Origin of the sequence: Chryseobacterium mucoviscidosis (genome assembly GCF_002177115.1) — a bacterium.
GTDB classification, from domain to species: Bacteria; Bacteroidota; Bacteroidia; order Flavobacteriales; family Weeksellaceae; genus Chryseobacterium; species Chryseobacterium mucoviscidosis.
This window is the reverse complement of the sequence record NZ_MVAG01000128.1, coordinates 525,573-539,746: the sequence shown is the minus strand read 5'-3', so window position 1 is coordinate 539,746 and position 14,174 is coordinate 525,573. Positions and strand designations below refer to the sequence as shown.

Sequence of the window (14,174 nt, the reverse complement as noted above, 5' to 3'; positions counted from 1 at the left end):
GAATACAGCCTCACGTTTGGTGAGGTTTTTATTTTTTAATGAATTTAAATGACTGGCTTTTTCCTTTGGAATTGATCTGTAATACATAATTTCCGGCAGTTAAAAAGTCAATATTAATTTCGCCGTTGGTTAAAATTCCTCTTGCAGCGATTCTTCCGCTTTGGTCGAAGATGGTATAATTTTTAGCATCAGATGTTTTAACGAAAATAAAGTTTGTTGCCGGATTTGGATAGATCTCTTCTTTATCTCTTTGGTTTTTGATGTCTAAAGTGCCCAGAAAGTTGCACTCAGATGCAGAATCTCCTGTTATCGTCCAGCCTTTTCCGATAAGAATATTTCTTTCACCAGCCACTGCGCCGGAGTAGGTAAGCGGACTTAAGCTTTGTAAAAATACATTGTTTGCGGTGTTCGGATTATGAGCCCAGCCGTAAAGAATATTGCTGTAGTTTTCACAATTGATGCCTGAATTATAAAACATATTATTTCCTGATGTAAGAACCGGGATGTTCCATGAATGTAAACTTTGGTTAAAACTTGTGGCTTCAGTAAACATGGTATTCATATCCGTAACTTTACTGGTATTCCATACATTAATGGTCTGGTTGAAGGCAGAACAGCCGTGGAACATATGTCCCATATTTGTAACATTCGATGTATTCCACTGATCGAGAGGCTGATTGAACGCAGGATTGAAATGAAACATGAAGGTCATATTGGTAACCTTTGATGTATTCCAGTTGTTCATTGGCTGATTATAGGCTTGTGTTTCGGCAAACATATATGCCATATTTGTCACCTTCGAAACATTCCAGTTGTTTAAATTCTGGTTGAAGGCTTTTCTTCTGGTAAACATATAACTGAGATCTTCGGCTGAAGATAAATTCCATGATCCTATCGGTGCATTGAAAGATTCAATCAACGGAAAGCCTATTGGTGGCGTAGAAATATATCCGAACATGTATTTAAAGTTCTGGATGCTAGAGGTATCCCAATTTGCCATCGAAGGAGCGCCTTTAAAATTATAAGCATTGTTGAACATCATAGAAACGTCTGTTACATTTGAAAGATCCGGAGAGTCTGTTGCGGTAAGTTCCATATTCATGCACTGCGCAAAAGCGTTATTCATAGAAGTCCACTGGATGTTTCCCCATTGTTCAATCTCTACAATTTTATTGGTACTTCCCGAAGTTGAAATTACTGGAATATCAGCAATAAGGCTTGAAGAGATTACATTTTTTCCGAATTTTATCTGTCTGAAAGTTCCGTTTCCATTGGATACTTTTACTCTGTATTTAGCTTCTGCTGCATTAGGATTGAGAGGAGTTCCGAAATCTATAAGAATACGTTCGGTTGAAGTTACGTCATTCATCGTTCCTGTGTGCGATGGAAAACCAACTTCTTCCCAAACAATTTTATAATTTTCCCCGATTCCCGGAAACCAGATCTGTCCGTCTCCCGCTGTTGAAGGCATTACAGGATTCAGCAGATTATGGGATGAGGTATTGGGTTTCCAGATCGTAATGAATTCATTCTGCGCATGAACTGTCTGAAGTAAAAGCATGAAAAGATTGGCGGTTATTAGTTTTTTAATCATGTTAATATTTTGTGAATTAATTTTTGTAAAAGTAATGAAATAATTAAAATTTTCATTAAAAATCATATTTTAATAAAAAATATTAACAAAATATTTTTTTTCGAAAGATGTAGTATAAAAAAAACTCTCCGAATTTGGAGAGTGTAATCATTTATTCCTGAAGCATATTGTCGCGCGTATTTTTCTGTACCGCAATGGCTCCGAAAAGTGCCAGTAAAAAGGCAAATCCGTAGAAGCCTTTTTCACTCGGAAGAATGGTGGCATTCCATAAGCCGATTGCCAGTAACACAATGGAGGAAAGGGTAGCAAACCAACAGATTCCATAGTAGATATCAGTTACTTTGATGTTTTCCAGCCTGTCACGCACTGCTTTCTGCAAAGAAACCACGGCAAACAGTCCGTACAGAAGAATCGTGAAATAATATCCTTTCTCATTAAGCTGCATTTCCGCTCTCGCTAAACCTACGATAAAACCAATCATTCCGGCTCCTAAAGCAACCCAGGATGCCGCGACAAATGCAGTTGATACATTTTGCTTTTTCATGTTTAATGTTTTTGTTAAAGGTTTCAAAGATATTAATTTAAATTAAATGTGAACGACAACTTAAATGATTAAATTTTATTGTCTGTAATTTAAATTTATTGGATGAAAAGTAATTATTCATTGGTTTTTGGTCTTTCCGGCGGCGAAGCCGCCGCCGGAAAGACCAAAAAAAACTCTCCCAAAAAGGAGAGTTTCAATATATAAAAGCAGATATGCTTATTAGTATCTGTAATACTCAGGCTTAAATGGACCTTTCACATCCACCCCGATATATTCCGCCTGCTCAGGAGAAAGAGTTTCCAGTTCAACGCTTAATTTCTTAAGGTGAAGAGCTGCTACTTTTTCATCCAGATGTTTAGGTAACATATATACTTCGTTTCCGTAAGCTTCAGAGTTGTTCCAAAGTTCGATCTGAGCCAAAGTCTGGTTAGAGAAAGAGTTAGACATTACAAAACTTGGGTGTCCAGTTGCACATCCTAAGTTTACCAGTCTACCTTCCGCAAGAATAATTACTTCTTTACCTTCTACAGTGTAGATATCAACCTGAGGTTTTACTTCAGATTTTGTGTGACCGTAGTTGTCGTTTAACCAAGCCATATCGATTTCGTTATCGAAATGTCCGATGTTACAAACGATCGCTTTATCTTTCATTTTAAGGAAATGTTCACCTCTTACGATGTTGAAGTTACCTGTTGTTGTGATGATGATATCTGCGTTATCCACTACAGTATCTAATCTTTTTACTTCGTAACCGTCCATTGCAGCCTGAAGCGCACAAATTGGATCAATTTCAGTAACCGTAACAATAGAACCCGCTCCTCTAAAAGAAGCAGCAGTACCTTTACCTACATCTCCGTATCCGCAAACTACCACTCTTTTTCCTGCCAACATAATGTCTGTGGCTCTTCTTACAGCGTCTACTGCAGATTCTTTACATCCGTACTTGTTGTCGAATTTAGATTTCGTTACAGAATCGTTTACGTTGATGGCAGGCATTACCAAAGTTCCGTTCTTCATTCTTTCGTACAATCTGTGAACACCTGTTGTTGTTTCTTCAGAAAGACCTTTAATTCCTGCAGTAAGTTCAGGGAACTTATCAAAAACCATATTGGTTAAATCACCCCCGTCATCAAGAATCATGTTCAGTGGTTTTCTGTCTTCACCAAAGAAAATAGTCTGCTCTATACACCAGTCAAATTCCTCAGCGTTCATACCTTTCCAAGCGTAAACCGGAATTCCTGCAGCAGCAATAGCAGCAGCAGCGTGATCCTGAGTAGAGAAAATATTACAAGAAGACCATGTAACTTCAGCACCTAAAGCTACCAATGTCTCGATAAGTACAGCAGTCTGGATCGTCATGTGAAGACATCCTGCGATTCTTGCACCTTTTAACGGTTGAGATGGTCCGTATTCTTCACGAATTGCCATCAAACCAGGCATTTCCGCTTCAGCAAGGGTAATTTCTTTTCTTCCCCATTCTGCAAGGGAGATGTCCTTAACTTTATAAGGCATGTATTGTGTTGTAGTACTCATATGAATGAATAAGTTTTAATTCAATTGATAATGTGCAAAATTACAATTAATAATTTAGATAAAAAAACGCTGTTCCCTCAAGAAATATATGATATTAAGCATATTATAACGATTTTTATTGCATTTTAGATAACAACATTTAAGATAATAGATAATATAAATCTGAATTTAATAATTTTGAATACTTCTGAATTCAAAATACGATTCATAAGAAATTGTTATTTTAGCAAAATAATTCAATACATGCCACTTTACCGCGATTTTTCTGATGATAATGCTACAATTCTCGTATGGAAATATGATGAAGATGAAACACTGGACATCCATGAACTTCTGGAACCCGAAAATGCCGATAAAGTAAAAGATTATCATCCCAAAAAATTACTGGAAGTTTTAATGGTGCGTAAATTATTAAAAAGCCTAAAACCTGATTCCAAGATTTTATATAAAGAAAGAGAACCATTTTTATCTCCGAAAGATGCGGAAATATCCATTACGCATTCATTTCCTTTTGCAGCCATCGCTATTTCAAAGAATAAAATAGGAATAGATATCGAGAAATTTAATCCTAAAATTTTAAGGGTCATTGATAAATTCACCTACGAAAATGAACGCGGATTTATTCCATCAGACAATGAAGTGACTTTTTACACGATTATTTGGAGCGTTAAAGAAAGTATGTATAAAATTCATCATTCCAAACACTGGTCGCTGAAAAAGCATTATGAAGTGAAGCCTTTTGAACTGAAATACCTTCATCACATCAAATGCAGGGTTCATGATGATAAAATCTCAGATGAATTTAAAGCAAGGGTAGAATTTTTCGACGATTACTGCTTTACGATTGTTGAAGAATAGGATTGCCCTTTTCAACAGAATCTGTTTCATTTCTGTATTTTTCAATTACTTTTCTCTGTTCTTTGGCAACGTCAAAGATCAGTTCCAGAACATCGTGAATATTTTTAAGCTCCGTTAAATGAGAAATTTTATTCGGATCCCGTACATCATACGCTTCGTTTTCTATAAGCTCGGTTTTTCTTTTTAAAATTAAATCTTCCAGAGACGAATCTTCAGGTTCAATGCGGCTTTCCTTTTTTAGTTCTTCTGTTATGGTATCTCCATGCAAAAGAATAGAAACTTTCTGCATTTCGGCTTCTATTTTTCTGCTCCAGCTTTCTGCATCAATTTCAGGATACTTTTCATCATCCTTTACATATTGTGAAAGGGAAGCGGTGTAGGCTGTAATAAGATGCGATGTTGCCACAAACTGATGTACCACTTCCAGTTTTTTCTGCTGATTTTTAGGATCGGAAATCATTCTCTGAAAATTGTCGGAAAGATTTGCCAACGAAATAATAGCGTTTTTACGCTTTACTTTATAATCTTCAAGATCATATTTTTCTTCCAGAAACTTGGAAATTACACTTTGGAAATAACTGAGATTGGCTTCCGCAGATTTCTTCATCAAATCCAGATTTTGGGTATGCTCCCAAACCGGAAGAACGATGTAGGCAACCAGAGAAGTAATTATGGCTGCAATAATGGTATCTACAATTCTGTCTTTAAAAATGATGTTGACTTTTCCGGGACTTAAAAAATTAAAGCTCAGAAAAATATAAATCGTCATAAACAGAACTGCCCAGAAATATTTTCCCTTCAGAAAGCTGAAACACATAATCATGCTTAATAAAAGAATGGTAAATAAAACTTCGTTAATGTGGATGAAATGCAGAATTCCATAGGCAATTACAGCTCCGGCAACAGTTCCGTACAAACGGAGCAGATTTCTCTGTTTGGTAATGGAGTAGGCGGGTTTTAAGATCGCAACAATGGTAATTAAAATCCAATAGGTGTGTCCGATTCCTAAAAACTGGAATAATGAGAAAAGATATCCCAATAATAACGCAATCGTAATTCTCAAAGCATGTCTGAAATGAGATGACGAAAGTGAAATATTGTTTCTTAAAACTCTGAAATTCAGTTTTTCCTCATTGGGCATGAATTTTTTAAGATCCAGACCAGTGGAAAGACTTTTTGCAAGCTTTACATTCTGGGAGAAAACTTTATAAATCTCATCAATTTCTTTGGTGATTTCGTTAATGCGCATCAGAATCTGGCGCAGCACCATGAAGTTTTCGAAATTTTCGGGAGATATTTTTTTGTTTCTGAGATCGAAATAATTATGATTTAGATTGCTCAGTTCTGTATCTAAATTAAATAACGGTTTTGCTTTTGTCCCGATTTGCAGGGCGATTCCGATGTTGGTAATTTCTTCGGCAAGCAGATTAAGATAATCATGAATATCCACAAGAATAGTGGTGTCGTCAAAAATCTGCTGCAATTTCTGATAATCACTTTCTGAAGTCATCAGTTTTTCATGAAGATCCATAGAATTCAGAAACATCAGCATCAGCAAACGGCTTGTTGTAGTAGATTCGTTTACAATAGTTCTCGTCTTGAAAACCGTTTCTCTGGTTTCTTCCTGAAGGTTCTTGATCCCGATCTGTTTGGCGATAACCTGAGTAGTCAGTTTGTCGAAATCCGGATTTTTCTGGTAATAATTGGCTTTGATTTTTAAAAATTCGGCTAACTGAAGATAATTTTCTCCAATCATCTGGCTTGCCAGTTTGTAAGGCTGAATGGTCGTTACGACAAGAAATATCAATAAAAACCAAGTACATCCGGAAGCAAAAATCAGTAAACTTTTGAAAATATTGGTTCCGGTTAAATGTCCGTCGATGAAAATCGCAAGAACAACCAATGATAAAGAACCAACGGCAGCTAATCTCTGTCCGTAAACTCCGATCAGGGAAAAGAACATTCCGAAGACAATAATTTCTGCAAAAACCAGAATTTTAAAGTTCATCACAAGACTTGCAACCGTTGCAACGAATACAAAGCAGAATATGGCAAAAGTTAATGCATTTCTTCTTCTGATGAAAGGTCCCGGCTGATCTGTTAAGGCAACAAAGCTGGTTCCGAGGGGAAACAGGAAATATTCTTTCAAAATCCCGAAGTGGGCGAGAACAAGACAGGGCAGAACGGTAGCCAGTGTAATTCTGATCGCAGAATATACATATTGACTGGTTACGAATTTTTTGAGTTCTGCAGAGTAGTTCATGCTACAAAAATAAGAGTTAAATGTGAATTGTGCGTTTTACTTTATGCGGTAATTATTAAATTTTTGAAAAATCTCAAGATGTAAATCGTTTATTTACTTTGTAAGTTAAATATGAATTTTTCTTCTATGAGCTTTTTAATTCCCCTCCTTTAGAGGGGTGGCAAAAATTCGTAAGAATTTTTGACGGGGTGGTCTTTATATATCCAATATGTATTATAGTATGGGCTTGTCATTATTCCGAAATATTGAAATCACATACAAAAACCTAGCCGTGATAGCAGCGGTTACCCCACAGCAGAAATGGGAAAGGGGAGGGATTGAGATCGGCGGGCGCAGGAGCGAGGAGTATGAGCGGATAGCACGAAAAAGCTCACCTGAAAAAGAAGTAGAGTTCTAAAAACAAAAAAGTCCCATAAATTATGAGACTTTTGTATGGTATGTTTAAGATTTTAATTATCTACGTTTGAGGTTTCATCACCAATGTTCCATGTAAGTCCGAAACGAAGGGTGTTATCCAAAGCGGTATTAATTTTAGACATATTAATCAGGTAAGAAACGTCCAGACCGAAAGAACGGTATTTTAATCCGATACCCGCAGTTGCAAACTGTCTTGCTCCCTGTTCTTCACTTTCATGGAAATATCCTGTTCTTACAGAGAATGCATTGTCATAAGAATATTCTAATGCACCACTATACATGATGGAATTTTTGTTTTTGAAAGATTTTCCAATTCCCGCCATTACACCTACATTTGGAACCTGATAGATCGGCTGTCTCGTGTTCGGATCTATTCCTGCATATTCCGAACCCGGAACTAAGATTTTTGATCCTTCCACGCTGATTCCCACTCTGTTCATATCATCAAGATACATATCGTAGCCAAGTCCCAGTCTTGCCATAGTAGGAAGGTAAGATCTTGAATCTTCGTTTCCTGTATAATCCAGCTTCGGACCTAAGTTCTGAACAGCAAAACCTGCATTGATTTTTCCATCCATTCCTCCTAAACTCGAGAATCTTGGAGATGTATAGTATCCTGAAACATCTACCGCAAAAGAGTTTGCCGGTTTAAGCGTTGTATCTGTGTTGAATCCTCCGGCTAAGTCTGAACGGATATATCTCCCGGTAACCGCCATTGAATATGAATCGGATAGTTTAAGACCATAAGCTACGTCGATGGAAAATTCGTTTGGTTTTGAGGTTCCCATTGAAGTTACTTCGTTTCCTACTAACTGAGTAAGGTCTACTTCTCCCATATTGAAGTAATAAATACTTGCAGAGATGGTAGATCTTTCTTCCTGCCCTAAGAATTTGTGGAAGGCTCCGTATAATAAAAACACATCATTGGTAAGTTTTCCCATGTAAGGCGTGTAGTTTAACCCTACGGAAGAACTCGATCTGCTGAAAGGATATTTCGCTGCATTCCAGAATTGTGAAAAAGCATCCGGCGAGGTTACCACACCCTGATCTCCCATACCTCCGGCTCTTGCATCTGGTGCGATTCTTAAGAAAGGAGCTCCGGTTAATACAGGTCTTACCAGGCTTAAATCTTGAGAATAGCCTAAAAAACCAGCACTTAACCCAATTCCTAAAAGCAGTTTAGTAGTTAAATTCATATGTTGTCTTTTATATATTATCAGTTTTTTGTTAATATTATTACTGTTATCGTTTTAAATTTATTTCAAAAGTACCATTTTTTCTACAGCCGTAGCACTTCCTTTGCATTTTTCTTGATTTTGACTTTTTGCAAATATCTTAAAAATATACGTACCTTTTGCTACTGTTGCCCCAAAATCGTCTCTTCCGTCCCATTCTATTGCCTGACGTGGCGTTCTAAAGCCCTGTAGGAAAGGTTCTGCAACCACAGGCTGTGATAAAGTTCTTACCAATTTTCCTGTAATTGTATAAATCTGAACGTTTACATCCAGAATATCGTCGCAATTATGCTCAAACTGAACATACGTTTTGTTCGTAAACGGATTCGGCCAGTTCAGAGGTCGGTTAATTACCAAATGCTGATCCGCTTCATCCTTAACTTCAAAATTTAACGTAGCAGTTGTAGAATTATTGTTTATGTCCCAAACTTTAAATGTTAACTGGTGTTGTCCCACCGCAAGATTTCTGAAAGGATACGTTACATTTCCTTTCTGATAGTCTGCTAAACTAGGGCTTAAACATCCGTTTCCTTCACCTGAAGCATAAAAATCATTCAGTACAATTGTATTGATAATTTGTCCGTCCAAATATACTGTAATATCGTGACCAATACCAGAACCTGTGGAATTAATTCCTGTATCATCCGTAACGCAAGCCAGTAACATCGGATTCTGGTCTGTGATACCGCCGTCTGCGAAGTTGGTATTGTTCATATACAGTTTTACTTTTGGCGGTTCGTTATCATTAATTCCGTTCGGATTGATATCTCCCACCTGAACCGGCTGGTTGTTGAATACATCAGAAGATTTATTATCCGCATATCCTAAAATTCTGCCTGTTCCCACTGCGTAATTGATGTCTTTCGGAACATAAAATTCTACAGTGAAAACTCCGTTTACAGCGGTTCCGGAAGCTTTTACAATTGCACTTCCTTCCTCGGTGTACTGAAGAACCGGAGTTAATCCTCCGTCGTTATTCAATGTAGTTTTATTTAATCTTTTATCAAAAATATTAATGACTACTCTTCCGTTAAACGTTGTGTTTACCGTTCCGTTCGGATTATTGATGTGTCCTTTTACTTTTACAAAATCCAATCCTCTGATTAATCCCGGAACCGGAGTCTCAATATTATCAATAACCAATAATCTTTTAGGTCTACTCAGTTTCATTGCAGGATCTCCTAATAGATTAACCTTTAAATGTTCTGAAGAAGCTCCTCTCTGTTTTTTTGCATTCAGATGGGCATATCCTAAAGTATCGAAATCATCGTTGGTAAGTTTAAAGATATTTTGCGTAAAAAGGTTGGTAAAGTCTACTCCATAACCTACGTCGATTGCACGGCTAGAAGTAATCATCGTTGCAGGACCTCCCTGCTTAAGCTTCATAAACTGTTCTCCTGCAGAAGAAACGTCAGGATCATCCCAAAGCGTGAACTCACAGGTAATTGTTGATACAAACGGAAATCTGCTGTACACATTAGAGAAATTATTTGCATTCTGAATTTCAGATAATGTTAAAACTCTTTCCTGCGCCCATCCGTTGATTCCTCCGTGTCCGAAATAGAAAAGATAAAGGCTGTTTCCGATATCATTGGAGATCGCCTGGTTTACCTGAGGATATCTTTGTCCTCCCGCTGTACTTTGCGCCTGAAAAGCATCAAGGTAAAGTTTTCTTACGTTATACTCTTTTAAAGTCGTATTGTTTTGTTCAAAAACCGTTGCCAGAGAATTGTTCATTACAGTATGGAAAGGGGGCCCCCCGTCGTTATCATCATCCACAACAAAATCCAGTTTCATTTTCCATTCTCCGAAAGGCGTAGACTGACCGGATAAACTGTTATAATAAGCTAAAGTCTTATCAATCATATTGGAAGCTTCCGTTGCATTGGCAGCCGGAATTCTGCCCACAGGAAGATCTGGAAGATTAAAATCGATGTAGCTTACAGTCTGTGGTTTCGTCATCACGATATAATCATCGGTAACGAATGATCTTATCACATCCTGAGAAATTTCACTATGATAGCTGGATACGATATTGTTATTACCCGGGATTCTGTTCTTATAATCAAATGAAGTATCTCCTAAAATAAATACATATTTTAGGGTTCCGAGTGGAGTATTAAGTTTCGTTACAAAATCTCTTATCGCCGTAAGATCTTTGCTGCCGCTTCCGAATTCATTATAGATTTTTTCCGTATCTACCACCTGTACATTATAATTGTTTTTGGTCTGGTGATAGTTGGCAATTCTTTGTGCTTGTCCCAGCATTTCAGGAGTGGTGATAATTAAATAATCTACATTTTGTAATGCTGAGATATTCTGGTTATTAATTCTTCCTACAAATGAAGGACTGAATGCCGCATCCGCTCTGAAAGCCACAAATTCATTATTGAAATTCAGATTAGATGCTGTATAAGCAAAATTAAATGATGCACTTCCTGCTGCTTTATTTACCCTTCTGTTGGCGTTGGTAATATCCGTAACGTCCCAGATCTGCTCTGCCGCAGAAGCGTTGGAAAGACTGAAACCATAAGTGGTATTGCTTCCGGTAACCAGAGAGAAATCACGGAAACTCATCTGAGTACCGTTGAAGCTTAAATTATCTTTATACTGTACCTCAAAATAATCCGGGTAGAAAGTTCCGTTAGGATTCAGGGTAATATCAGGTTTCATATTGATGGTAATCTGATTTCCGCTTAATCCGGATATGACTCCCGAATAATTCATAGGATAAAATTCATACGTTGAACTCAGATCCGGAGTAGGAACCGTAAAAGGAATCGGATTTTGATTATTGATGTTATAAAGCAATTTGTTCTTTTGAGATTTATAGCCAATAACCTGTGCTTTATAGCGGATATCATCACCAGACTGAATAGGGGAGGCTGTCGTAAAAGTAACCGTTTTGTCTGTTACAAAAGGAGTATCTTCCACCCATGTTCTTCCTACTCTCATCAGGTTTTTCTGGTCTACATTAATCACCTGATAATTATCAAATCGTGTGATAAGAGGAGTTGCAGGTAAATTAACATCTACCGGCTGAACCCTCTTTCCCGGACCTTTATCAAAATTGATGAAGTAATAAGAATAATCTTCATAAATATTCTTCAGGTTTTCACTCGGATATGTTCTGGATTCAATTCTTTTAATACCGTTTCCGTTCGAATTATTGTATAAATTGTAGCCATTCGGCCCCTGTGCGTAGAATAAAGCATAATCATTATCATTCCATACACCGTCGTCTTCTCCCACTACCTGAATTGCGTTTTCCTGAAGAGCACTGTATCTTGCGTCCTGATTGTTTTCAGGAAGCATAATTCCGCCGTTTCCGTAAATTCTGAAATTTTTAGGATTTACAGAAGAAGGATTGATGCCGTTATCCTGCAAAAACTGTCGGGTTATTTTAAATATTCCGGATTTATCAACTCTTATTTTATAAAAAGTTCCTGATGATAAAGGATTATTTGTAGTTCCTAATTTTAAGGTATTTCCAAAACTGTTGGAAACATTCGTCTCCGAAAGTTCAAATGAAGACAATCTTTGGATTTGCCCTTTTACATTTTTAAAAAGAGACACATTGGCGCTTGCATATCTTGCTCCGTCCGCATTATAATAAACTACATCTTTTATCTCCTGATCCGTAATAAGATCCTTGCTTAATGAAAACAACTCCCTTGCAGAAACATTTTCCCAGACAGGATTAGAAACTTTTAACTGGTTTTCGCCAACTTGTTGTTTAGTTGTGATAAAAATGTTATTTTGGCTGAATAAAAATCCCTGATTTTTAAAATTTGGGAGATTGAGTTTTGTCTCACCAAAGTCTCGAATTTTAGCACCATCCCATTCGATAGTGATCCTTTGAGCCCAAAGTGTTGATACAAAGCTTAATAAGAATAATAGAGAAATTTTTTGTTTCATGTTTACTATTGAAATTTCTGAATTACAAAATAAATGAAAATTTTATAATTAAATTGTGATACAATAAAATTAATTTGTTAACGTTTTTCAAAAAAATCAACTCTTTACTTGATTTATTGAATAATTTATTTTTTCTTTGTACTTTGAAAATATTTATATCGACTATGAAAAAACTAAAGTTGTTTTCATTAATAGCATTAAGTTCTACACTTGCATTAACCAGTTGCGGAGGATCTAATAATGGCGGCGGTACTAAAAAATTTGTCAGCAAAACAGGTTGGAAACCAAACGAGAAACAAGGTTGGTTTTTTGCAGGAAAGCAACAAAAACAAAAAGGTTGGCCGGGAATGGTATATGTAGAAGGTGGAACTTTTACAATGGGATTAGTGAAAGATGATGTTATGCACGATTGGAATAACTCGCCTCGCAGAATGCAGGTAAGTTCATTCTTCATCGGGGAAACTGAAATTACTAACTACGAATACCGCGAATACCTTACATGGTTGAAGTACGTATTCCCACCAAGCGATCCAAGCTTTAAGGAAATCTACAACGGTGCGTTGCCGGATACCTTATTGTGGGACAACAAATTATCTAGAAATGACTACAACGAGACGTATTTCCGTGCTCCTGAATTCGATTACTATCCTGTAGTAGGAGTGTCTTGGACTCAGGCAAACAGATACTGCGAATGGTTGTCAGACAGAGCGAACGAGAAAGCTTTAATGCAAGCCGGTATCATTGCGAAAGATTTGTATATCAACGAATCTAATAACCAGGGTGGAACTGCATTCAACATGGATAAATTCAAATCGAATGATCCTGAAATGCAAGGTTACATCAATGAAAAAAGAATGCAGCAGAAAACAGGTTTGAAAACTACAAACCAGAGATTGTTAGCTGCAAACAGAGCTCCGAACGCTGCAATGGTAACGAAGTTCAGACTTCCTACAGAAGTTGAATGGGAATACGCAGCTTTAGGTATGGCTAAAAACAGAGAGTACAATCAGTATATGGGTAAAAAGCCTGAAATTGAAAAACTGAGAGGTACTAAAGGAAGAGAAAAAGGAATGTTCCTTGAAAACTTCAAAATGGGAACAGGAGATTACTCTGGTATCGCAGGTTGGAAAAATGACGGTTCTGCAAGAACTTCAGATGTAAGACAATTCCCTTCTAACGATTTAGGAATCTACGGAATGTACGGAAACGTTGCAGAATGGACTGCGGATGTTTACAGACCTATCATCGATGAAGATTTCAGTGACTTCAACTATTACAGAGGAAACATGCCGCAGGCTATCGTAAGAAACGGTGACGGAACTTACAAAATGGTAGACGAAAGCAGCATTAAATACGATACTTTAGCTGACGGAAGATTGGTATACAGAAACCTACCGGGTCAGTATGAAAGACAAACAATTGCTGATTACAGAAACTACAGAGATGGTGACAGAATGTCTTCTTTAGACTACAGAACTGCATCAGATTCTGCTACCTCATACGACATGTACAATTCTCCGAAATCGAGATTTATTGTAGATGCTCAGGGTAGAGTAGTACTGCAAAAAGACAGAAAAGAAAGAACTTCTGCTATTACTAACGACGTAAGAGTGGTAAAAGGAGGTTCTTGGCAGGATACAGCATACTGGTTGGATCCGGGACAAAGAAGATACAAGTCTCAGGATAAAGCTTACGGATGGATTGGATTCCGTGTAGCTCAGGATGCGAGAGCCAACGAAAAAGGTAGAACAAGAAGATAATATTTATCAAAATAATTTTCAAAAAACCCTCCGGAATTCTGGAGGGTTTTTT

At 37.2% G+C, this 14,174-nt stretch carries 8 protein-coding genes; 2 read left to right on the top strand and 6 right to left on the bottom strand.

Annotated elements, in window-relative coordinates; genetic code table 11:
- Window positions 1–28 precede the first annotated feature (28 nt).
- The 3 genes from B0E34_RS17005 to ahcY form a co-directional block, all read right to left on the bottom strand.
- The gene (locus tag B0E34_RS17005; RefSeq protein ID WP_087711559.1) at window positions 29–1,594 is read right to left on the bottom strand and encodes a BspA family leucine-rich repeat surface protein; all 1,566 of its coding nucleotides are present in this window, start codon (window positions 1,592–1,594) and stop codon (window positions 29–31) included.
- A 151-nt stretch (window positions 1,595–1,745) separates the two neighbouring features.
- Window positions 1,746–2,138 (bottom strand): inner membrane protein YiaA, encoded by a 393-nt coding sequence (gene yiaA / locus B0E34_RS17000; RefSeq protein ID WP_076396732.1) that lies wholly within the window; start codon window positions 2,136–2,138, stop codon window positions 1,746–1,748.
- Window positions 2,139–2,357: 219 nt separating this feature from the next.
- Entirely contained in the window at window positions 2,358–3,671 is a 1,314-nt protein-coding gene (gene ahcY / locus B0E34_RS16995; protein ID WP_087711398.1) for an adenosylhomocysteinase, read from the bottom strand.
- A gap of 243 nt (window positions 3,672–3,914) precedes the next feature.
- Between ahcY and B0E34_RS16990 the strand changes: the two genes are divergently transcribed.
- Entirely contained in the window at window positions 3,915–4,529 is a 615-nt protein-coding gene (locus B0E34_RS16990; RefSeq protein ID WP_087711396.1) for a 4'-phosphopantetheinyl transferase family protein, read from the top strand.
- Here the strand turns inward: B0E34_RS16990 and B0E34_RS16985 are convergent.
- The 3 genes from B0E34_RS16985 to porU all read right to left on the bottom strand — a co-directional run bounded on the left by B0E34_RS16985 (window position 4,510) and on the right by porU (window position 12,362).
- Window positions 4,510–6,792 carry an FUSC family protein gene (locus tag B0E34_RS16985; RefSeq protein WP_087711395.1) on the bottom strand — a complete coding sequence of 761 codons (2,283 nt, stop codon included), beginning with the start codon at window positions 6,790–6,792 and terminating at the stop codon, window positions 4,510–4,512. The two genes, B0E34_RS16990 and B0E34_RS16985, sit on opposite strands and share 20 nt — an antisense overlap.
- A gap of 449 nt (window positions 6,793–7,241) precedes the next feature.
- Entirely contained in the window at window positions 7,242–8,405 is a 1,164-nt protein-coding gene (gene porV / locus B0E34_RS16975; protein WP_076394718.1) for a type IX secretion system outer membrane channel protein PorV, read from the bottom strand.
- A 60-nt stretch (window positions 8,406–8,465) separates the two neighbouring features.
- Window positions 8,466–12,362, bottom strand: coding sequence for a type IX secretion system sortase PorU (gene porU / locus B0E34_RS16970; RefSeq protein WP_087711391.1), 3,897 nt, complete (start codon window positions 12,360–12,362; stop codon window positions 8,466–8,468).
- 164 nt (window positions 12,363–12,526) lie between these two features.
- On the opposite strand from porU, the gene gldJ reads away from it, so the two are divergent.
- A complete protein-coding gene (gene gldJ, locus B0E34_RS16965) occupies window positions 12,527–14,122 on the top strand; it encodes a gliding motility lipoprotein GldJ (RefSeq protein WP_087711389.1) in 1,596 nt (531 codons plus the stop codon).
- Window positions 14,123–14,174 lie beyond the last annotated feature (52 nt).